19 protein-coding genes and 2 pseudogenes are annotated in these 19,432 nt (G+C 69.2%); 11 read left to right on the forward strand and 10 right to left on the reverse strand.

All coding sequences use genetic code 11. The features are described 5' to 3' along the window. Window positions 1–172 precede the first annotated feature (172 nt). A complete protein-coding gene (gene rpsN, locus ABZ370_RS18420) occupies window positions 173–478 on the reverse strand; it encodes a 30S ribosomal protein S14 (protein ID WP_358621691.1) in 306 nt (101 codons plus the stop codon). Continuing rightward, entirely contained in the window at window positions 478–714 is a 237-nt protein-coding gene (gene rpmB, locus ABZ370_RS18425; RefSeq protein WP_358621694.1) for a 50S ribosomal protein L28, read from the reverse strand. Before rpmB ends, rpsN begins: the two co-directional genes overlap by 1 nt. An 88-nt stretch (window positions 715–802) precedes the next feature. Between rpmB and rpmG the strand changes: the two genes are divergently transcribed. Genes rpmG through rpsR form a run of 4 tightly spaced genes read left to right on the forward strand, consistent with a single transcriptional unit; the run spans window position 803 to window position 2,669 of the window. Continuing rightward, window positions 803–967 carry a 50S ribosomal protein L33 gene (rpmG, locus tag ABZ370_RS18430; RefSeq protein WP_009719228.1) on the forward strand — a complete coding sequence of 55 codons (165 nt, stop codon included), beginning with the start codon at window positions 803–805 and terminating at the stop codon, window positions 965–967. A gap of 5 nt (window positions 968–972) precedes the next feature. Then, complete coding sequence (locus ABZ370_RS18435; RefSeq protein ID WP_358621697.1) at window positions 973–1,230, forward strand: type B 50S ribosomal protein L31; 258 nt, start codon at window positions 973–975, stop codon at window positions 1,228–1,230. Continuing rightward, window positions 1,227–2,393 carry a GTP-binding protein gene (locus ABZ370_RS18440; protein WP_358621700.1) on the forward strand — a complete coding sequence of 389 codons (1,167 nt, stop codon included), beginning with the start codon at window positions 1,227–1,229 and terminating at the stop codon, window positions 2,391–2,393. Before ABZ370_RS18435 ends, ABZ370_RS18440 begins: the two co-directional genes overlap by 4 nt. Before the next feature lie 33 nt (window positions 2,394–2,426). Beyond that, window positions 2,427–2,669, forward strand: coding sequence for a 30S ribosomal protein S18 (rpsR, locus tag ABZ370_RS18445; RefSeq protein ID WP_358621703.1), 243 nt, complete (start codon window positions 2,427–2,429; stop codon window positions 2,667–2,669). A 23-nt stretch (window positions 2,670–2,692) separates the two neighbouring features. Here rpsR and ABZ370_RS18450 read toward each other — a convergent pair. Beyond that, a pseudogene (locus ABZ370_RS18450) lies at window positions 2,693–3,032 on the reverse strand (class I SAM-dependent methyltransferase); the annotation flags it as partial. Window positions 3,033–3,194: 162 nt separating this feature from the next. Here ABZ370_RS18450 and ABZ370_RS18455 point away from each other — a divergent pair. Continuing rightward, window positions 3,195–4,610: a DEAD/DEAH box helicase gene (locus tag ABZ370_RS18455; protein ID WP_358621705.1), complete on the forward strand. Its 1,416-nt coding sequence runs from the start codon at window positions 3,195–3,197 to the stop codon at window positions 4,608–4,610. Between the two features lie 131 nt (window positions 4,611–4,741). Further along, window positions 4,742–4,984 carry a DUF5302 domain-containing protein gene (locus ABZ370_RS18460; protein WP_358621708.1) on the forward strand — a complete coding sequence of 81 codons (243 nt, stop codon included), beginning with the start codon at window positions 4,742–4,744 and terminating at the stop codon, window positions 4,982–4,984. A gap of 35 nt (window positions 4,985–5,019) precedes the next feature. On the opposite strand, the pseudogene ABZ370_RS18465 reads toward ABZ370_RS18460, so the two are convergent. The 4 genes and pseudogenes from ABZ370_RS18465 to ABZ370_RS18480 form a co-directional block, all read right to left on the reverse strand. Continuing rightward, window positions 5,020–5,512: pseudogene (locus tag ABZ370_RS18465) on the reverse strand (transposase family protein); the annotation flags it as partial. A gap of 437 nt (window positions 5,513–5,949) precedes the next feature. Continuing rightward, on the reverse strand, window positions 5,950–6,378 hold the full coding sequence (locus ABZ370_RS18470; RefSeq protein ID WP_358621710.1) for a peptidase inhibitor family I36 protein: 429 nt from the start codon (window positions 6,376–6,378) through the stop codon (window positions 5,950–5,952). 175 nt (window positions 6,379–6,553) lie between these two features. Continuing rightward, a complete protein-coding gene (locus tag ABZ370_RS18475; protein ID WP_358621713.1) occupies window positions 6,554–7,606 on the reverse strand; it encodes a helix-turn-helix domain-containing protein in 1,053 nt (350 codons plus the stop codon). 215 nt (window positions 7,607–7,821) lie between these two features. Beyond that, window positions 7,822–8,826, reverse strand: a complete 1,005-nt coding sequence (locus ABZ370_RS18480) for a hypothetical protein (RefSeq protein ID WP_358621715.1) — start codon at window positions 8,824–8,826, stop codon at window positions 7,822–7,824. 406 nt (window positions 8,827–9,232) lie between these two features. Between ABZ370_RS18480 and ABZ370_RS18485 the strand changes: the two genes are divergently transcribed. After that, window positions 9,233–10,171 (forward strand): EamA family transporter, encoded by a 939-nt coding sequence (locus tag ABZ370_RS18485; RefSeq protein WP_358622263.1) that lies wholly within the window; start codon window positions 9,233–9,235, stop codon window positions 10,169–10,171. Between the two features lie 155 nt (window positions 10,172–10,326). Here the strand turns inward: ABZ370_RS18485 and ABZ370_RS18490 are convergent, their stop codons facing one another. The 3 genes from ABZ370_RS18490 to ABZ370_RS18500 all read right to left on the reverse strand — a co-directional run bounded on the left by ABZ370_RS18490 (window position 10,327) and on the right by ABZ370_RS18500 (window position 14,359). Beyond that, complete coding sequence (locus tag ABZ370_RS18490) at window positions 10,327–10,914, reverse strand: hypothetical protein (protein WP_358621717.1); 588 nt, start codon at window positions 10,912–10,914, stop codon at window positions 10,327–10,329. A 133-nt stretch (window positions 10,915–11,047) separates the two neighbouring features. After that, a complete protein-coding gene (locus ABZ370_RS18495) occupies window positions 11,048–13,078 on the reverse strand; it encodes a hypothetical protein (protein WP_358621719.1) in 2,031 nt (676 codons plus the stop codon). A 39-nt stretch (window positions 13,079–13,117) separates the two neighbouring features. Then, a complete protein-coding gene (locus ABZ370_RS18500) occupies window positions 13,118–14,359 on the reverse strand; it encodes a carboxylate--amine ligase (protein ID WP_358621722.1) in 1,242 nt (413 codons plus the stop codon). 475 nt (window positions 14,360–14,834) lie between these two features. On the opposite strand from ABZ370_RS18500, the gene ABZ370_RS18505 reads away from it, so the two are divergent. The 4 genes from ABZ370_RS18505 (at window position 14,835) to ABZ370_RS18520 (ending at window position 19,429) form a co-directional block, all read left to right on the forward strand. Further along, window positions 14,835–15,620 (forward strand): SMP-30/gluconolactonase/LRE family protein, encoded by a 786-nt coding sequence (locus tag ABZ370_RS18505; protein WP_358621725.1) that lies wholly within the window; start codon window positions 14,835–14,837, stop codon window positions 15,618–15,620. A 116-nt stretch (window positions 15,621–15,736) separates the two neighbouring features. After that, entirely contained in the window at window positions 15,737–16,540 is an 804-nt protein-coding gene (locus tag ABZ370_RS18510; protein WP_358621727.1) for an IclR family transcriptional regulator, read from the forward strand. Between the two features lie 130 nt (window positions 16,541–16,670). After that, window positions 16,671–18,062, forward strand: coding sequence for a cation:dicarboxylase symporter family transporter (locus tag ABZ370_RS18515; protein WP_358621730.1), 1,392 nt, complete (start codon window positions 16,671–16,673; stop codon window positions 18,060–18,062). Beyond that, the gene (locus ABZ370_RS18520) at window positions 18,059–19,429 is read left to right on the forward strand and encodes an FAD-dependent oxidoreductase (protein ID WP_358621732.1); all 1,371 of its coding nucleotides are present in this window, start codon (window positions 18,059–18,061) and stop codon (window positions 19,427–19,429) included. The genes ABZ370_RS18515 and ABZ370_RS18520 overlap by 4 nt, the downstream gene beginning before the upstream one ends. Window positions 19,430–19,432 lie beyond the last annotated feature (3 nt).

Raw genomic sequence — 19,432 nt, forward strand, 5'->3', positions numbered from 1 at the left:
GGCGAGCTGGGAATTTACCTGTCCTTGAACTTAGCACACGATAATCATTGTCATCTTTGGTCTGGGGTGTCGGCGCATGTCGTGAACGTCTGCGCGGCGGGGGCGCGGTGCGGACGCGGCATGCCGGAGCTGGGCTTGTGGCGTCCGCCCGCGCCAAGCGCCCCGGTGGGGGTTACCAGCTGCTCTTGGTGACGCCGGGAAGTTCGCCCGCGTGCGCCATCTGGCGCAGCCGGATTCGGGAGAGGCCGAAGGCGCGCAGGTGGCCGCGGGGGCGGCCGTCGATGGAGTCGCGGTTGCGGACGCGGGTGGCGCTGGCGTCGCGTGGCTGGCGGCGCAGTTCCCGCTCGGCGGCCAGGCGTTCCCCGTCCGAGGTGTTGGGGTCGGTGATGACCCTCTTCAGCTCGGCACGGCGCTCGGCGTAGCGGGCGACGATCGCACGCCGCTGCTCGTTCTTGGCGATCTTGCTCTTCTTCGCCATCAGACCTTTCCTCCCTTGGCGCGGATGCGGGTCACGGCGGCCTCGATGCCGATCACGTCGACGGTCTTGATGCCCTTGGCGCTGAGAGTGAGCCGGACGTGGCGTCCCTCGCTGGGCAGCCAGTAGCGCTTGTGCTGGATGTTGGGGTCGAACCGGCGCTTGGTCCGGCGGTGGGAGTGGGAGATTTTCTGGCCGAAGCCGGGTTGCCGGCCGGTGAGTTGGCAGTGGGCGGACATGGTTCCTCTCCAGGTGTCCGGGGGTGGTGTGGGTGGCACAGTAGCAGCTTAATGAAAATGAAAACCAAGTTTATGTATGCTGTGGCTCATGGCACGCAATGAGCTACGCCCGATCATCAAGCTGAGGTCCACCGCGGGCACCGGCTACACCTACGTGACCCGCAAGAACCGGCGGAACGACCCCGACCGGATGACTCTGCGCAAGTACGACCCGGTCGTCGGCCGCCACGTCGACTTCCGAGAGGAGCGCTGACCGCCATGAAGCCCGGCATCCATCCCACCTACCGACCGGTCGTATTCCGTGACCGGTCCGCGGACTTCGCCTTCCTCACCCGCTCCACGGCCACCAGCGACACGACGGTCGAGTGGGAGGACGGCAACACCTACCCGGTCATCGACGTCGAGACCTCCTCGGCGAGCCACCCCTTCTACACCGGCACCCAGCGGATCATGGACACCGCGGGCCGCGTGGAGCGCTTCGAGCGGCGTTACGGACCCGGACGGAGGAGCCGGTGAACGGGGACCAGGTGTGGCTGCCCGTCGCGATCGTGGGCGGATTGCACGCCGACGCCCGCCGGGCCGCAGTCGAGGAGATCTTGCGCACGGTCCCTGGCTCCGTCGCCCTGCATCACGACCTGTCCGCCGCCACCGACAGCGCCGTGCGCCGCACCGTCCGGGACGCCACCGGCCCGCTCGACAGCGGCGACGCGCCGCTGGTGAACGACTGCGCGTGCTGCGCACTCCGTGAGGACATGGTCCCCGAACTGCTGCGGCTGGCCGCGGGCGGCGGGCATCGGCTGGCCGTGGTGGAGTTGTGGGACTCGGTCGAACCCCAGGCCATGGCCGCGGTCATCGCCGACGAGGGCGCGCCTCTGCGGTTGACCGGAGTGGCCACCGCGATCGACCCGGCGCTGGTGTTGCCGTATCTGGCGAACGGCGATGATCTGGCGGATGTCGGTCTTGCTGCCGCCCCGACCGACCAGCGCACCGTCGCCGACACCTTCGCCCGGCAACTCGAGTACCCGACCGTGATCGCCGTCGTGGAGGGCACATCGGTCGACGAGCTCCCCGACGACGGGGACCACGCCCTGCTCGCCCAGCTCACGCCCGGCGCACGGCAGGTACCTCTAGGCGAAGGCGCCCTGGGGCCCGCTCTGCTGACCGGATTCGACGTGGAGGCGGCGGCCGCCCGTCAGCACCCGGCCTGCGCGCTGCTGCCCCAGGAGAGCGACGGGCACGGCGTGAGCACCCTCGTCTGGCGCCGCGAGCGTCCCTTCCACCCGGGGCGGCTCTACGATGCGCTGGAAGATCTGAGCTGCGCCGCCGCCCGCAGCCGGGGCCGCTTCTGGCTGGCGGACCGGGGCGACACGCTGCTGTCGTGGGACGCCGCGGGCGGCGCGCTGTGCGTGGAGTCGGCCGGACCGTGGCTGGCCGCGCTGCCCGACGCCGCCTGGGAGATGGTGCCCGCCGAGCGCCGCGTCGCCGCCTCCCTCGACTGGCACCCCGAACACGGCGACCGCTGCCAGCACCTCACCTTCACCTCACCCGAACTCGACCGCGACGGTCTCCTCGCTCTGCTCGACTCCTGTCTCCTCACCGACGCCGAGTACGCGGCGGGCCCGGACGGCTGGAAAGAGCTGTCGCGCGCCTTCGACGAACTGCTCGACACGGTCGCCTGACCGCGTATCACCCCGCACCGAAAGGACTCACTCATGGCCCGCCGCGCCACCTCCGACCGGCGGGGCGCCAAGCGCCCACGCGTCAATCCGCTCTACGCCGCCGGCATCACGTATGTCGATTACAAGGACACGGATCTGCTGCGGAAGTTCATCTCCGACCGAGGCAAGATCCGCAGCCCCCGGGTGACCCATGTGACGCGACAGCAGCAGCGACAGATAGCCCGTGCCATCAAGAACGCCCGCGAGATGGCTCTGATCCCCTACGGCTCCCGGTAGCCGCCGCATCCGGCAGGGGCGGCCATCGCGCCGCCGGGGCGCAACAGGGCCGCGAGATGGTGAGAGGCCCGCCGCAGGGAGCCCTCGGCTAGGTAGTGCAGCGCCGTCGTGGAGACGGCGGCGCCCAGCGGGCGGTTCAGGTCCAGTGCGCCGGGCCACCCGGGCTCGCCGATGACCGTCTCAACGTAGCGGGCCGCGTCGGCGTGGCGGGTTCGGGCGAGCTCCAGCAGCCTCCAGTAGCAGCGGGTCCATGTCCACCGCGACGATTACCGCCTCCGGCAGCCGCCTGGCCAGCCGTGCGGTGAGGGAGCCGGGGCCGCAGCCGAGGTCGGCGACCAGCGGACGCGCTTGGCCCGCCGTGACCTGCTGATGCTGTCGCGGGACGCGGGGCTGTCACTTCGTGTTACCCTCATGCTTTTGCGTGCTCGTGACGGTTGGCGATCCTGCCTGTCCGGTTCCTCTTGTTCGTCGACTGCTCATTCCTACCGGGCCTTCCTCGGTACGTTCGCATGCGGAAGGCTCTTCATGAATCACCCTGACCTCCCCGGCACCTCGCACAGCGATCCCGCCCCGCTCATGGCCACTGCGCCAACGGTGCCCCCGGTCGCTTCCTTCGCCAGCCTGGAACTACCAACCGAGGTGCTGCGAACGCTCAGCGAACTCGGTGTGCGCGAGCCCTTCCCGATCCAAGCAGCCACGCTGCCCAACGCCCTTGCGGGACGCGATGTCCTGGGGCGCGGGCGCACCGGATCGGGCAAGACGCTCGCTTTCGGCCTACCGCTGCTCGCACGGCTGGCTGGGCGGCGCGCGGAACCGAAGCAGCCCCTGGCTCTGATCCTGGTGCCTACCCGAGAGCTGGCCCAACAGGTCACCGAGGCGCTTGCGCCATACGCAAAGGCACTGCGGCTGCGGATGGCCACGGTCGTCGGTGGCATGTCGATCGGCCGGCAGGTTGCTGCGCTGCGCGATGGAGCCGAGGTGGTCGTCGCCACCCCCGGCCGTCTGCACGACCTCATCGAGCGCAGGGCCTGCCGCCTGGGACGGGTAGGGATCACTGTCCTCGACGAGGCCGACCAGATGTGCGACATGGGCTTCCTGCCGCACGTGACCGAGGCGCTCGACCAGGTATACCCCGACGGTCAGCGGATGCTGTTCTCGGCCACTCTGGACCGCGACGTCGACCACCTGGTCCGCCGCTACCTCCGCGATCCCGTCGTCCACTCGGTCGACACGTCCGCGGGCGCGGTCACGACGATGGACCACCATGTTCTGGTCGTCCACGGCCCCGACCGGTACGCCGTCACCACGGAGATCGCCGCCCGCGACGGCCGCGTACTGCTGTTCCTGGACACCAAGCACGCGGTCGACCAGCTCACCCGGCATCTGCGGGCCAGCGGAGTGCACGCCGTGGCCCTGCACAGCGGCAAGCCCCAGCCACAGCGCACACGGGCCCTGGCGCAGTTCAAGAACGGCCAGATCACCGTCCTGGTGGCGACCAATGTCGCGGGCCGTGGCCTGCACGTCGACGACCTCGATCTCGTGGTCAACGTCGACCCGCCCACCGACCCCAAGGACTATGTGCACCGCGCGGGCCGTACCGCCCGGGCCGGTGAGTCCGGCAGCGTCGTCACGTTGGTGCTGGCGGGCCAGCGCCGCGAGATGAGCCGACTGATGGCAGAGGCCGGCATCGAGCCGACCATCACCACGGTACGCTCGGGCGAGGCGGAGCTGAGCCGGATCACCGGGGCCAAGGCCCCCTCCGGCACCCCGCTCGACGGCGGGCCGGCCGCGCCCCGGCCCAAGAACACCAACGCGCCCTTCCGCGGCCTGGGTACCAGCAAGGACACCTCCCGCGGCGCCGGCGGCAAGTCCAGAAAGGCTCGCGAGGCCCGCGAGCTCGCCGAAGCCCGCAAGGCGGCCCGGGTGCGTCGCGGCGGCTGAGAGCCGTCGCCCTGATAGTCGAAAACTTCCGAGCCCGGAACTCCGGTGCATACACCTACGAGATGAACGCCCTCGTGGTGTGCTCGGCATGACAAGCTGTGCTTCCCACTGCCCGAACCCAGGAGGTCTCCATGACCGCAGAGTCTGCATCCAAAGAAGGTTCGGAGCCGACCGACCCCGAGACGTCCGCTCTGGTGCCCGATAGCGACGGCCACTACGACCTGAAACGCAAGTTCCGGGAGGCCCTGGAGCGCAAGCGCAGTGTGCAGGCGGACGCCGCTGACCTCGCTGCGAACGTCGAGGCGTCGAAGATCCGTAGGGCGAACGGCCCGGCTGCGAGCCAGCGGTCGTTCCGGCGCAAGAGCGGCGGCTGAGTCAATGAGCTCTTTCAGCATTGCCGCTCCAGAGTGAGGGGTGTCGTCACCCACGGGCCAGCTCCCATGTAGGCGCGGTCGGCGAGGATGGGAACGCCCCGGCGTTCGCAGATCCGGATGATCCGGTGGGCGCGGGCCGCAGTGAGATCGTGCGCGCGGCCGGGATAGTCGGTGAGATCCACAGCAGCCGCCCGACCGGGTCGGTCACCATCCGCACGTTTACTCCGTGTCGGCGGTGCTTGTGGGAGAAGTCGGCCCGGCCGTCGCCGACCCGGTCGCACTCAGGGTGCCGTCGAGCAAGACGGAGTCCGGGTCCGCCTCGCAGGGCACGCAGCAGGCCAGGAGAGCGGTCGGCAAGCAGGCCGACGACGGCTGTCGTGTAGGCGTGGGCGGTGCCGACGGAGATGCCGAACCCGGCCGCGATCTGGGCGAGGGTGTCGTGCCGGCGCAGGTACACCAGGCCGACCAGGGCACGCTGGTGCGGTGGGAGCTTGCAGCGGCGGTCACACCCCCGGTGACGATGAGCATGGTGACCCACTCGACCAGGGAGTGGGGAAGGTCGAGTGCGGCAGAATGTACGTGGGGTGGCGCGCCGAGCTGAGGCCATGGCTTGTGTATTGCGCGACTGAGGGGCGCTGTGAATGAGGACAGCGGTGTACGAAACGCCTTGACTCTTCCGGGACCAGTTTGGGGCCATACGGTATGCGCGCGCCTGAACAACACCCCTGGGGGTCAAGGGGTTGCAGGTTCAAATCCTGTCGTCCCGACGGTGCATACGCAGGCCAGGGGCCCATCTCCATGTGCGTGCCAGCGGAGGACCGATCGCGGAGTGACCAGCAAGGGCACCTGGACGGTCGGCGCCGACGCGGGGCGCACCGTCGGTGTCCTGCCGCCGACTTCAGGCAGCAGGACACCGACGCCAGCACGCCCCGGGTGTCAACGGAACGCTGAGGTTTTGGACCGGCTCAGCAGGCCGCGTCGACGGAGCTCAGCTTGTTGTCGTGGGCAGGGTTGAGGTCGCCCTTGAACCACCCCGGCATGGTTCCCAGCCGCCCGGTGTAGGTGCCGTCGTAGAGGACGACGGGGGTTGGTGTCCTGTTCCAGGCCGAGGTCGCCTTGCCGTCGAGGTAGCCGGGGAGATGGTGTCGTCCGCAGCTGGGGACGGTCCAGAACAGCCCTTCGCCCCGGTAGTGCTGGAAGAAGCACGTGCCCGCCCCACAACGGTCGTACGCGTCCTGCGCGATGGCTTCGCTGCTGGCTCCAGTCACCCTGTACAGCCCGCTGACCCCGGCGACTTCGGTGAAGCGGGTCTCGGATGCGCTTGCGGAGTTCGGTCCGGCGAGTGTCGCTGCGAGCGCGGCGACACCGGCGAACACGGCTAGCAGTCTTCGCATGAATGTTCCCCCTTTTGGCTAGGAGCGGTGTGGAGGTACTGATCTGGCGCGGCAACCCTGCTGTGACCAGTTGGGCAAGAGGTGGAAGCCGCGGGGGCGAAGCGCGGTGCCAGTGCCCCCGTTCCCTCACATCGTGACGCGCGCCGTCGGCCGCGAGTTGGCGATGCGTGCAGCCTTACTTGTCGCTCTGCGCAGCCCGTCGCGCATCCGGCAGACCGCGCAGCGCCGCCTGCCGGAGTTCTCTGGGCGTCACGCCGTACGCGGCGCGGAACGCCCGGCTGAAGTCCGCCGGGCGCAGGAATCCCCACCGGGCGGCGACGGCGCTGATCGACCGCCGCCGCAGCCGGGGGTCGGTGAGGTCGGCGTGGCAGCGTTCCAGGCGGCGCCGACGTATCCAGGCGCTGACGGTTTCCGGTTCGCTTTGGAACAGCAGGTGGAGAGTGCGTACGGAGACGTGGTGGTGGGCGGCGATGGCCGCGGGGCATAACTCGGGGTCGCCCAGGTGGTGGTCGATGAAGGCGTTGATCCGGGCCAGCAGCACCGCATTGCGTGTCTCGGCGGGCAGGGAGTCCTGGACTCCGAGCCGGGTCGCCAGCAAGGTGGTGGCCAGGTCCATCCCGATGGCGCCGAGCCGGGCCAGCTCCGCCGGGCCGCAGGTGCGGGCGGCCTGCGGCAGTTGTGCCAGATACAGGCCGAGCAGGGCCGCCGACCCGGCCCGGTGCGGCAGCGGCTCGGCCAGCAGCCGGTCGGCCCGGCCGCCGGCCAGCGCCGGGACGGGGCGCGGCAGCCGCATCAGCGTCAGGCGGGTCTGGCAGCCGTGGTCGAGGAACTCGCAGGCCAGTGGATGCGAGGTGGAGAACAGGGCCATGTCGCCGGCTTGGAGGCAGGCGACGCCGCGCGCCTGCTCCAGCCGGACCGAGCTGTCCCGGACCAGGAGCAGGTAGTAGTTCTCGGGGTCGTGGCGACGGATGTGGACCGGCGAGCGGCGGGCTGTCATCGGGGAGAAATCGAAGGCTGTCACCTGGCTGTGCGGCAGCTCGACGGCTTCCGCCCGGCCCCGGAAGGCGGCCGTGTGCGCGCTGCGTACCGCCACGGGCATGACTTCGTGGCCGACCATCTCGGACCACCAGCCGAACCGCTCCGGCACCGGGACGGAATCGGTGCCCACCGTCACCACCGGCCCCGGCTCCATGCCGCCCTGTCCTGACATCTCCGTGAAAACGGGCATGCAACCGATAATGCCCGGCAGGACATCGATCGAGAAGACCGCCGCTTCGGCCGGGCGACGCTGGTGCCCGGCACACAGAGGGTTCAGCACCCGCGCGGACGGACGGGCCGCCGGGATGGTGCCGCCCGCGGTGGCCCCGGAGCGGTAGCCACCGCGGATACACGAAGGCCGCCCGGAGTCCGGGCGGCCTTCACGCGTTCCGTCCGCGGTTGCGGTCAGTCATCGGCGCCGTGGGGGAGGCCGTCGTCGAGGACGATGCGGATGGTCTCACCCTGGCCTGCGATGTTGGTGAGCTCGGTCGCGATGCGGTTGTAGGTGGTCGTCGCCAGGGCCCAGTCGGCCTCCAGCGGGGCGGCGGTGGAGCGGGTGTTCCACAGTTCGATCAGTAGGGCGATGAGAGAGCGTCCGGACAGGACGGTCTGGATGCGGCCCTCTTTGATGTCCTCCACCGCGGGCGGGGTGCGGAAGTGGCCGTGGTCGACGGCCAGGGCGGCGAGCCACTCCCAGGTGTCGCGGTGCGCGACGAGTTCGGCGGAGGCGACGCCGGCGGCTTTCAGCAGCAGGACGCCGTGGGTGACCCGTGGGTCCTCGGACTGACTCCCGGAAGCCTGCGGCGCGGAGGGCAAGGCTTGCACGGGGGCCTCGGTGCCGCGGTAGGCGGTCTCGATCGCATGCCTGAGGGCGAGGTCCTGGTCGTCGTCCTTGGTCTCGGCCTGCGGCTGCCGCTCGATGCTCTCCATGGTCTCCCCCTGCTGATCGACGCCGGTCTCGGCGTGCTGGTGCGCTGTGGTGACGGCGGAGCCAGGCCCAAGTTCGTGGTCTGTCGGCATCCCGGAATCCGCGAGCTGCGCCTCGGGGGCTTCCTTCGAAGGCTTCTCTGCCCCATCGTCCTGGGCTGGCCGGTCACCCTGAATCGGGCCATCGGCCCCGGGGAGGGCGGCGTGGCGCAGGACGTCGGTGAGGTCCAGGAGTTGCCGGAGCTCGGCCCGGGTCTCGTTCAGGTCGTTGATCATCCGGTCTTGGCGTCGGCGTACTTCGCGGTTCTCCTCGCGCAGTCCGGTGACGCCCGTCTGGACTGCTTCTTGGATCTTCAGGCGGCTCTGTGCGATCCCTCCATGTAGTGCGGACAGCCCGACCGTCGGGTCGTCGAGACGCTCCAGTTGTCTGCGGGTCTCCCGCAGCTCTTTCGTCGCGTCCTCGAACGCCTGTTTCCACCCCACGTAACTCCCTGATTACTCTGAGCGTGCGATCGCTCGTATCTCCCCACAGGAACCTCGTATGATGCGGCGATTTTCGGTCCTTTGTCGGGCGGCGCGCGCAGGATCGTGTCTGCCCGGGCGTCGACGCGTCTTGTGCCGGATTGTGCCGGAGGCGTTCGCTTCCAGGCTTCGGGTGACGCCTGGCTCCCGGCTAACGACCTTGTGCACGGTGAGCCGTGACATGTCGAGGGCCTGCCGGTTCTTGCCCGGAACAGCGCACTGTTCGCCTTCCTCCAAAGAGTCGGATCATGCAAGCTTGCCGCTGACGTGCGCGCAGGACGCACGCGGAGAGCTCGGGGAGGACGCGATCGTGAGCCGACGGGTGGGGGCGACAGCGGCGGACGGCGATGCGGGCGCTGGGAGCGGGGTGGACGGCCGCGCGCTCGCTGCGGCCTCGGTCACTGTGCTGCTGTGGGCATCGTCGTTCATCGCGATCCGCAGCTCCGCTGCGCATTTCGGGCCGGGCGCGCTCGCCTTCGGCAGGCTGGCGGTGGCGTCCGTCGTGTTGAGCGGTCTCCTGCTGATCCGGCGTGGCGGGTTCCCGCCCCGCAAGGCGTGGCCCGGCATCCTCGCCTCGGGAGTCCTGTGGTTCGGCGCGTACACGGTCGCGTTGAACCGGGGTGAGCAGATCGTGGATGCCGGTACGGCGTCCCTGATCGTCAATGTCGGTCCGATCCTGATGGCGCTCCTGGGCGGGTGGCTGTTGAAGGAGGGCTTCCCGCCCAAGCTCATGGCGGGCGTGGCGGTGTCGTTCGCCGGGGCCGTGGTGGTCGGACTGTCCACGTCCGGTGGGGGAGGATCGTCGCTCCTCGGCGTCCTGCTCTGCCTGTTCGCGGCAGTGGTGTACGCGGTGGGCGTAGTGGTGCAGAAGCCGGCGTTGAAGCACGCCACACCGATGCAGGTGACGACGTTCGGTGCGCTTGCCGGAGCGCTGGTATGCCTGCCGTTCGCGGGCCAGTTGGTGTCGCAGGTAAGCCGGGCTCCCACGTCGGCGACGTTGCAGATGGTGTACCTGGGCGTCTTCCCGACCGCTCTCGCGTTCACCACGTGGGCCTATGCGATCTCTCGTACGACCGCCGGGAAGATGGGTGCGACGACCTATGCGGTGCCGGTGCTCGTCGTCTTCATGTCGTGGTTGTTCCTCGGCGAGGTGCCCGGCTGGCTGACGCTGCTCGGCGGCCTCCTGTGCCTGTCCGGGGTCGCGGTGTCGCGGATGCGGGGGAATGTGAAGGCTCAGGCTCCGGAGGACGCGCGAGGCAGCCGAGCGGCTGCGGAGCCCGACGCGTCGGCGGAGTCGGCACGGTAGCCGACTGTCGGGGCGGTGCCGAGGGCGTGCGCCTGCGCACCGGGCAATGGCTGGGTCCAGACAGCACATCTGCTCCAGGACTTCGTCGCGGACCTCCGCGAAGTCCGCCGGTTCGCCTTGCAGGAGGGGGCGGACGAGTCTCCGACGTACTTGCGCTACCAGCACTGATGGACGCCGAGCTGCGCGACCACCTCGGCTCCCGGTTCGACTTCCTCTTGAGCCGGGTCAGATCGGCTCCGCGCGAAGTGCGTTACGTCGCCACCCCGGGTCCGGTCCTGCACCTGCCGTGACGGTGCGACGCCGATCGGCGGCTTCTTCCACAACGAGGAGCCCCCGCCCAGCTCTTGGCGTGTCCGCCCCATCAGCGGCGGGCGCACGGTCGAAGTGCCGGAGGTGTCGTCGTTGGTGCCGCCGACGAAGCCTTTGTCGTCGACCCAGGGCGAGGCGGGGGAGGAGTCGTCGTCGCGTACCTGGCCGAAGGGGTCCAGGCGACGGCGCTGGGTCTGTCCGGTGACGGCGTCCACCGCGAGCTGGGCAGTGCCGTGGTGGTCGCCGGACAGGAAGGTGACGCCACCGGTGTCGCGGACCGCTATCGTCTGGTCGCCGAGGGAGTAGTAACGCGTGGCGGTGATCGCGCCGGTGGACTTGTTCTGATGCAGCTCCATGCCGGGCAGGTAGAACGTCGTCTCCGACGGCGAGCTGCGCAGCAGCTGGTTGCCCGTGGCGTCGCCCGTCGCTGTCATTACCTGCGGCGTTGTCGCTCGTCCGAGGGGCGGTCTCCGTGAAACCGCCCCTGAGCACTCCATGGCCCGGCCGCACTCCAGCCGCCCGGCGAACCCACAGGTCAGACGGTGAACTCCGGCTGGAGCGCGAGGCTCATAGGGTCGTGGGCCCTTCGAGGGCTTGCAGCATCCCCGCGGGTAGCCGGTCGTTGCCCCAGCTGCGCTCGATGTAGCCGATGATCCGCGCGACGTCTTCGGCGGGCACCCGCTCCGGTTCGCCGCGCTCGAGCGGGTCGGCGTGGAAGATGTAGAGCCGCGAGGCGAACTGGTCGAACGGCAGTGAGGCCTCGCCGAACCGCTCGCCGTTGCCCGCGGTGGAGACGACGACGCCGTCGCCCCAGTCCTGGCCGCTGTCGTTGTTCGGGTTGAAGAAATACACCCGCATGACGTCCTGTGGGTCCGGCGCGGCCCGCAGGATCGTGATCGCGTGCCAGCCGACGTAGCGGGCCGCGCTGTCGGTGACGGCGACGCCGGCCGGCTGCGGATGGATCAGCGGCTGCTCGCCGTTGTAGGACGGGTGGTAGGTGGCGTGGAACTGCCGCAGGAACTCGTCGAGGTCGACCAGGTTTCCGGTCGCGACGTCGACGTTGATGTGGAACCCACGCCCCGCCCACCAGCCGTGAAACTCGGGGTTGACCCACCGGTGCGGGTCCCCTGGCCGCGCGGCGCAGCGCCGCCCCATCTCGGCGTAGATCCGGTCCAAGTGGGGGACCACGAGCAGCGACACGGGGTCCAGGTCCATCGGCAGCGTGCTCGCGACTCCGGTCGCGCTGTCCTTCGACGAGATCGGCTGACCCTCGAAGTGCATGATGACCTCGTCGTCGCGGGCCGCCCAGACCACCATTTGCAGCAGGTAGTCCGGGTCGTTGTAGGACCACATCGACAGCGCGCGGGCCGACTGGCAGGTGGGGTTGTCGCCCTGACCGACGCCGAGCGGCTGGCCCAGCATCGAGAGCACCCCCGCGACCAGCCGCGCCCGCGGCCCCGGCACCTCGCCGAAAACCGTCGTCAACCGCTCCCGCGTGACCGGGGAGAGCTCGAGCCCCAGCTGGCGCCACAGCGAGGGCACCACCGGCGGCTCGTAAAGGATGCCGCGGTCGAGCAGCAGCGCCAGCCCGTAGACGCTTTGCGCGGTCTGCGGGTGCACGGCCACCTCGATCAGCCGGTGCACCAGCTGGCTGTAGCGCAGCAGGCAGTTCCGGCCGGTGTCGGACAGACCGAGCGCCTCACCGAGGAGGTAGTCGCTCTCGCCCAGGAGGAACCGGAGCAGTTCCGCGTGGTACGGCGACACCAGGCCGGTGTCGTGCATCGCCCGCGCGAACCCCGTCGCCTCGTACTGCAGGCCGCCGGTGTCCATCGCCTCGAGCCGGGAGCGGAAAACCTCGATGCCCGGGTCCTCCCGGCACGCCTCGGTGGTCCCGAACAGGCTCGTGATGAGCCGGTCGATGCCCAGCCCCGACGACACGCCAAGAGCGACGTCCGGATCGTCGCGGTATGTCGCGATCCGGGTGATCAGGGACTGCACCGCCTCGACCTGGATCGGACGCTGGCGCAAGATCCGCCAGATCTCGTCGACCAGGTTGTCCATGACGCTGTCGTAACCGATGCCGTCGGCGAGGTGGCGGAACAGGCTCCGGATGAGCTGTGCTGTCCGGCCCTGCTGGGTTCGCTCCGCCTCGCTGGGCGGGGTGAACAGCAGCTCCAGGTTCATTGCCAGTACCTGGGACAGGAACTGGCGGGCGTCCTCGGCGGGCAACTTCGGGTGCGCGAAGTCGCCATTGGCGACGGCGAGCATCCGCAGCTCGCTGGTCGCCTCCATGACAACGGTGTCCGCGTCTCCGCTGTGCAGGCCCGGCCTGACCAGCGACGGGATAAGGATCTCCGGTGACGCCCAGTCCGTCCCCTGGAAAAGCCCGGCTTCCTCAAGGGCCTGCGCCCTGGCCTGGACCGCCGCGGCGCCGCCCGGCTGCATGAGCACCCGCCGCAATGCTTCCAGGACCCGCCGCAGCTTCGTGTGCTTGCCGAAGTCGCGGGTTTCGGCCATGGCCTGGATGGCGTCGTCGAGTGAGGTCACGCGCTTGTCCAGCGTCGTGACCTCACCGCTGACGTCGACGGTCGGTTTCAATGGGTTTCCTCGGGTAGGTCTCCTGCGTCCACGCGGTCGTCAGACGTAGAAGTCGAGCTCTTCCTGCTTCTTCAACAGGTCGCGCATCCGGTAGGGGTCCTCACCGAAGAAGTACACCAGACCCCAGTGGGTTCCGAACGCGGTCCTCTTGGTGACAGTCTCCTCGAGCGGCGTCGAGAGGTCGTGCGACTCGTAGTAGTCGTCGTCCTCGGTCTCCTCCGGGATCTCCAGGTCGCTGACGACGCGGCGGCGCGGGTAGACACCGAAGCAGCCGGCGACCCCGGACGCGTCGACCACTTCGCGCGGGAAGAAGGCGTCGATCTCCTCCTCGGTCGTCTTCGGGTCGAACGCCAGCACCAGTGCATGGTAGGCGTTGAACCCGTATGCCCGCTCCAGCAGCTCGAACACCTTGAAGCCCGGCGGCCGGTAGGCTACCTCGCCGAAGTACATCTCGCCGTCACTGGTGACGAAATACTCTGGGTGAACGAAGCCGAACTCGATGTCGAACGTCTTGATGAGCTTCTCGATCTGCGCCGTGATCTGCGGGCGGTACCGTTCCAGGTCCGGGGTTGCCGGCACGAACACCGAATATCCCAGCGTGACGTATTCGGAGATATTGAGGAACTTGATCTTCCCGTTGTGCACCCAGGCCTCGACCGCGAATTCCCAGCCATCGAGGTGGGATTCCATGAGAACCGGGAATTCCTCTTCCGGAATCGTGTCGACCTCGTCCGGGGTGCGGATGACGCGGTGCCCGAGGCATCCTGCCTTGTCGAACGCCTTGAGGTGGATCGGGTCGTTCGGGTCACCGTCCAGCTTGAGCAGGGTCTGATTGACACGCTTGAGGAAGCGGATCACATCGTCCCGGTCGCGGGCTTCCTCGAATATTCCGACCCGGATGCCGCCGAGCTGCGCGCGGCGCTTCATCAGCGCCTTATCCCGCAGCAGCAGGGCCTGACCGTACAAACGCGGGTTGTCCAGCAGAACGGAGTTGATCGCCCCTGCCCATTCAACCGTTTCCTCGAACAGCGGGATCGCGACGTCGACACCCTCGTTCTGAAGAGTCTCGGCGATCTCCATGGAGCGGTCGTTGAGCCGTTCGAAATTCCACGGCACATAGGGGATGTCGTGCTCGACGCAGTACTTCTCGGCCCATTCCGGTGCCACGACGACGTATCGCCGGTCGAACCGGTCGAGGGCTTCCACCGCATTGAGACTCCAGCCGAGAAGCGCTACATAGCCCTTGTTCGGGTTCCTGGTGGCCGGTTCGCCTTTTGTCATAGGCTGTTTCTCCTTCGGCGCGTGCGCTCATCGACGGTGTGGCTGGCGCCTACCCGGTGTTCTGCCGCGCAAGCACCTCACTCCCGCGTGCGAGGGCGGAAACGGCACGTTTGGGCGGGTACGCCTCCCGCTCGGGGTGACGGAGAAGACAGGACGGGCGGGAGCCGGCCCGGCCCGCTAACTCCTTGACCAGGGAGTTGAGCTGACAGGTCAGGCGGCAGGCGCGACGCTGGTGGCGTTCAACGACGCCGGGAATCTGCTCACGGAAAGTCTGCCTCGGGCAGCCGAGCAGCCATCGGGCTGGCCGTGGGCGCGTTCGTCGCGCTGCCCTACGCCGAGGAGATGACGCGCTGTGTCAGGGCGGCACGGGCCCGGAAGGTGGTCTGAGGCCATGCGGCGGCGCACTTCTCCGCACGAAGCCGCGGCACACGGTGCGGTCGAGCCGCTTCCTCCTCCGCGCGTCCTGGCCCGGAACATGCGAGGCCCGGAACATGTGACCGTCGACGCCGAGGGCCGGATACTGACCGGGACCGAGGACGGGCACATCTGGCGTCTGACGCTGCCGTACGCCCGCCGCGGCCTGCTGCGCGTCGACCCACGGAGCCGGACGGTGCGCACCCTCGCCGACGAGGTGAACGGCACCCCGCTCCGGTTCCGCAGCAACGTGACAACGGCGGCGGACGGCACGGTCTACTTCACCGTCTCCAGTCGTCGTTACGCCCTGGAGAACTGGCTCGGCCACATCCTGGAACACCGCGGCACGGACAACTGCTGCGGCTCCAGCCCGGCGGCCGTCCGGAAGTGCTGTGCGACGGGCTGCAGTTCGCCAACGGAAGTCGCCCTTGCCCCCGACGAGTCCTTCGTCGCCGTCGCGGAGAGCGGCGACCGCCGCATCAGCCGCCACTGGCTGACCGGGCCCCGAACAGGAAAGCGCGACACCCTCGTGAACGACCTGCCCGGCTACCCCGACAACCTCACCAGGGGCACCGACGGGGTGTTCTGGGTCGCCCTGGCCGGGCCGCGGGAACCCGCTGTGAGCTGGCTGCACCACGCCGCCACCGCGGTCAGGAGGGCGGCCTGGGCCACCATCAAGAACCTCAAGCCCCGTCCCCGGCCCACCGTGCGGGTCCTGGCCGTCCGTCCCGACGGCCGGATCGTCCGCCATCTGCTGCGGCACCGCTCCCCCTACGCGTGCACACCGGAAACCAAGGACGTCAACTTCCACGGCACGACCGATCCGGCGCTCAAGAGGCTTGGCTGAGTTACGGAAACCCCGCACGGCGAAGCCGTTCCGGAGCGTTACGGCAAGGCTCCCCAGCGGAGACGGTCGGTGTCACCTCTTGACACTGGCCGTGATTCGGCCACACGATTTCGGCCATGCCAACAGACGGAATCCGCTCCACTGAGCGGAATGGTGCGAGTGTGGACGTGGTGTCGCGGGTCGCCGCCGTCCTGGGGGCCTTCGCCGTCGATCGCCCTGCCCGGACGCTCAGTGAGATCGCCCGGAGTGCCGGACTTCCGGCCAGCACGGTCCGGCGGCTGTTGATCCAGCTCGGCGACGTCGGTCTGATCGACCAGGACCCCGACACACACCGCTACACCCTCGGACTCCGATTCGCGCAGCTCGGTTCGATCGCTCTTGAAGGGATCGACCTGGTCCCCTCCGCGCGACCGGTGATGCACCGCCTCACCGATGAGGTCGGCGAGGCGGTGTTCCTCGGAAAGCTGACGGAGCACGGGGTCGTGTACCTGGCGGTCACCGAACCCCCGGTGGCGATCCGGGTGGCGACTCACGTCGGTGAGATCCGCCCGGTGCACACCACGGCCCTCGGCAAGGTGTTGCTTGCCGGACTGTCCGACACACAGCGGGAGCCGTTCGTGCACGGCCCCCTGCCGGCCAGCACGCCGCACAGCATCACGTCGGGTGAGGCGCTGCGGGCCGAGGTGGACGAGGCGGGCCGTCAGGGCTACGCGGTGGCGTTCCAGGAGTCTCACCTGGAGTTCGCCTCCGTCGCCGCGCCCGTTCGGGACCACACCCACACCACGGTCGCGGCGCTCGCTGTTTCGGCCCCGGTCTACCGGATGCCGCGGGAACGGCTCCACGAACTCGCGCCGTCGGTGATCCGGGCGGCACGCGAACTGTCGGCCTCGCTCGGCGAAGCGCTGAGCGACTCGGCCTGACACATGCCCCACGGTCGGTGAGCGGCCTTCGGAGCAGGAGGAACCCCGGCCACCGAACGGCGAGACCGGGAGCGGAACGGTTACCGATCTCTCTCCCGGGCTCCGCCCGGCTCCGCGGAAGGAGCAGACAATGCGGTCTGCCGACACGGCATCGGCATCGCCGAAGCCCAGAAAGCGCTTCTACCAGGAACTCCTGTTCTGGGTACTGGTCGCCGTGGCCGCGGCCGTCGCGTTCGGCGTGCTGGCACCCGGCACGGCCCAGTCGCTGCAGCCCCTCGGCACCGTGTTCATCAGCGCGATCAGCATGATCGTGGGACCGATCGTGTTCTGCCTGGTGGTCACGGGGATCGGAGGTGTGGCCGACTTGAAGGTCGCGGGCCGGATCGGGCTCCGTTCCCTCATCTACTTCGAGGCCGTCACCACCATCGCGCTGATCATCGGCCTGGTCGTGATGAACGTGGTCAAGCCCGGCCAGGGCATGAACATCGACTTGAAGGCCATCTCCGTCGACCCCCAGGTCGCGGGCTACATCGACGCCGGTGAGCACAAGGACTGGTGGGAAATCCTCACCGGCGTGGTCCCCAAGAGCGTTGTCGCCCCCTTCGTCGAGGGCGACATCCTGCAAATCCTGTTCGTGGCGGTCCTGTTCGCCGTAGCACTGCGCATGGTCGGCGCTCCGGCACGCCCCATCGTCAGCGGTGTCGAGGCCGTCGGCCAGGTGCTGTTCAAGGTGCTTCGTATCGTGATGTACGCGGCGCCGGTCGGTGTCTTCGGCGCTCTCACCGCGATCGTGGGGACCTTCGGCCCCGGCAAACTGGCCGGGCTCGGCGAGTTCATCGGCTTGTACTGGTTGACCGCGGCCCTGTTCATCGTGGTCGTGCTCGGTGGTGTCATGCGGATGATCGGGCTCAACATCTTCAAACTGCTCCGGTATATCCGCAGCGAGATCCTGGTCGTCCTCGGCACCTCCTCATCGGAGGTCGTCCTGCCGCAGATCCTGCGCAAGCTGGAGAACCTCGGATCGCCGCGCGAGGTCAACGGGCTCACCGTGCCCACCGGGTACTCGTTCAACCAGGACGGCACCTCGATCTATTACACCTTCTGTTCGCTGTTCATCGCCCAGGCCGCGGGCGTTCACCTCGGCCTCTGGCAGCAGATCGGACTTGTCGCGATCCTCATGCTGACCTCCAAGGGAGTCGCGGCCGTGACAGGGGCCGGGTTCATCGTGCTGGCCGCGACACTCTCCGCGGTGGGAACCGTGCCGGTGGCCGGGATCATGCTGATCTTCGGAATCAACCGCTTCCTCTCCGACGGCGCGGCCATCACGAACCTGTGCGGCAACACCGTGGCGGGCCTGGTCGTCTCCCGCTGGGAGGGGGTGCTGGACCTCGACCGTGCCCGTGCCGTCCTCGACCGGCGCCCGGTCCCCCCGCTGCCCGCCGACGCACCGGAGCCCACCACCACCGAACCCCCAACCGGTGAGACGGCAGACGAGAAGACGACGAAGGTGACGCACTCGTGACACCCACTCACATCACGCGACCCGCCCGGCCGGTTCCGACACCGCGGGGATCGTGTGACGTCCTGGTCGTCGGCGGCGGGCCCGCGGGGGTCTGCGCCGCGGTCGCGGCAGCCCGTTCCGGAGCCTCGGTCACCCTCCTCGAACGTGCGGGCTTCCTCGGTGGGACGGCGACCGGCGGCATGGTCGCCGCCTTCAACGGCTTCTTCTGGCGCGATGTCCAGGTCACCGGTGGAATCCCGTACGAGATCACCCGTCGGCTCCGCCAGGCCGGAGGAGGGGATGAGTTCGTGCGGCACGTGGCCGGCGAGCTGACCGACCGGCCGCTGGCTTTTGAGACGTTCCCGTTCGATCCCGAAATCCTCAAGTTCGTGCTGGACGACCTGATCGGCGAGACGGGTGTGCGAGTCGTGCACCACGCACACGTGAACGACCTCGTTCCCGGTGACACCCGCACCACCGTCTTCTACGAAGGACCGGCCGGGCCCGCCGCCGTGACCGCGGCCCGGCTCGTCGACGCGACCGGGCAGGGGGCTGTCGCCGTCCGGGCGGGCGCGGAGTTCCTTCCCGACGTCGAGACCGCGGCGCGTCAGCCGATGACGTTGATGCTGCGGGTCTCCGGCGTCGACCGTGAGCGGTTGCTGAGCACCCCCAAGCAGACGCGACGGGAGATCGTGCACAACGGTGTCGCGGCGGGGCGGCTGTTCTACCGCACGCTGGCTCTGTCGTGGAGCCCGTCGAACGGTGACGCGTTCCTGCTGATGACCGCGGTCGCCGGCCACGACGGCACCTCGGCCGAAGACCTCAGCCGCGCCGAGGTCGAAGGACGCCGCCAGGCCCGCAGCACGCTCGACTATCTGCGGGCCGAGATGCCCGGGTTCGAGAAGGCCTCGCTCACGACTACGGCTTCCTGGATCGGAGTCCGTGAGACCCGCCGTGTCCGCGGCCGCTACTGCCTGACCGGCGACGATGTCCGCTCGGGCCGGGAGTTTGGGGACGCCGTGAGCTGGGGCGGCGGGCCGGTCGACGTCCATGAGGGGCACGACGTGCATCTCTCGAGCCCTGACGGGCCCTTCGCCGTGCCCTATCGGTGCCTGCTGCCGGTCGGCGCCCCCGGGGTGCTGGTCGCGGGGCGCATCCTCTCCGCCGAGCCCGCCGCGATGGCGGGCCTGCGGCACATGGGTGGGGTGATGCCCCTCGGCCAAGCGGCCGGGACCGCCGCCGCCCTCTCGGCCAAGGCCGATGTGGACCCGGGCGACTTGCCGGTTGCCGATCTCCAGAACGCCCTGCGCGCCGCCGGGGCGATCGTCGATCGCCCCGGCACGGCGGAGACCGACGGCGCCGTGGCGTCCCAGTCTGCCATCACATGAATC

It is taken from the genome of Streptomyces sp. NPDC005962 (assembly GCF_040629205.1).
In the GTDB taxonomy this organism is placed as follows: Bacteria; Actinomycetota; Actinomycetes; order Streptomycetales; family Streptomycetaceae; genus Streptomyces.

What these genes read in the sequence shown, in the direction of transcription:
- rpsN (WP_358621691.1), bottom strand. Translation starts at nt 478, where the DNA reads ATGGCGAAGAAGAGCAAGATCGCCAAGAACGAGCAGCGGCGTGCGATC.
- rpmB (WP_358621694.1), bottom strand. Translation starts at nt 714, where the DNA reads ATGTCCGCCCACTGCCAACTCACCGGCCGGCAACCCGGCTTCGGCCAG.
- rpmG (WP_009719228.1), top strand. Translation starts at nt 803, where the DNA reads ATGGCACGCAATGAGCTACGCCCGATCATCAAGCTGAGGTCCACCGCG.
- ABZ370_RS18435 (WP_358621697.1), top strand. Translation starts at nt 973, where the DNA reads ATGAAGCCCGGCATCCATCCCACCTACCGACCGGTCGTATTCCGTGAC.
- rpsR (WP_358621703.1), top strand. Translation starts at nt 2,427, where the DNA reads ATGGCCCGCCGCGCCACCTCCGACCGGCGGGGCGCCAAGCGCCCACGC.
- ABZ370_RS18455 (WP_358621705.1), top strand. Translation starts at nt 3,195, where the DNA reads ATGAATCACCCTGACCTCCCCGGCACCTCGCACAGCGATCCCGCCCCG.
- ABZ370_RS18460 (WP_358621708.1), top strand. Translation starts at nt 4,742, where the DNA reads ATGACCGCAGAGTCTGCATCCAAAGAAGGTTCGGAGCCGACCGACCCC.
- ABZ370_RS18470 (WP_358621710.1), bottom strand. Translation starts at nt 6,378, where the DNA reads ATGCGAAGACTGCTAGCCGTGTTCGCCGGTGTCGCCGCGCTCGCAGCG.
- ABZ370_RS18475 (WP_358621713.1), bottom strand. Translation starts at nt 7,606, where the DNA reads ATGCCCGTTTTCACGGAGATGTCAGGACAGGGCGGCATGGAGCCGGGG.
- ABZ370_RS18490 (WP_358621717.1), bottom strand. Translation starts at nt 10,914, where the DNA reads ATGACAGCGACGGGCGACGCCACGGGCAACCAGCTGCTGCGCAGCTCG.
- ABZ370_RS18500 (WP_358621722.1), bottom strand. Translation starts at nt 14,359, where the DNA reads ATGACAAAAGGCGAACCGGCCACCAGGAACCCGAACAAGGGCTATGTA.
- ABZ370_RS18505 (WP_358621725.1), top strand. Translation starts at nt 14,835, where the DNA reads ATGCGAGGCCCGGAACATGTGACCGTCGACGCCGAGGGCCGGATACTG.
- ABZ370_RS18510 (WP_358621727.1), top strand. Translation starts at nt 15,737, where the DNA reads ATGCCAACAGACGGAATCCGCTCCACTGAGCGGAATGGTGCGAGTGTG.
- ABZ370_RS18515 (WP_358621730.1), top strand. Translation starts at nt 16,671, where the DNA reads ATGCGGTCTGCCGACACGGCATCGGCATCGCCGAAGCCCAGAAAGCGC.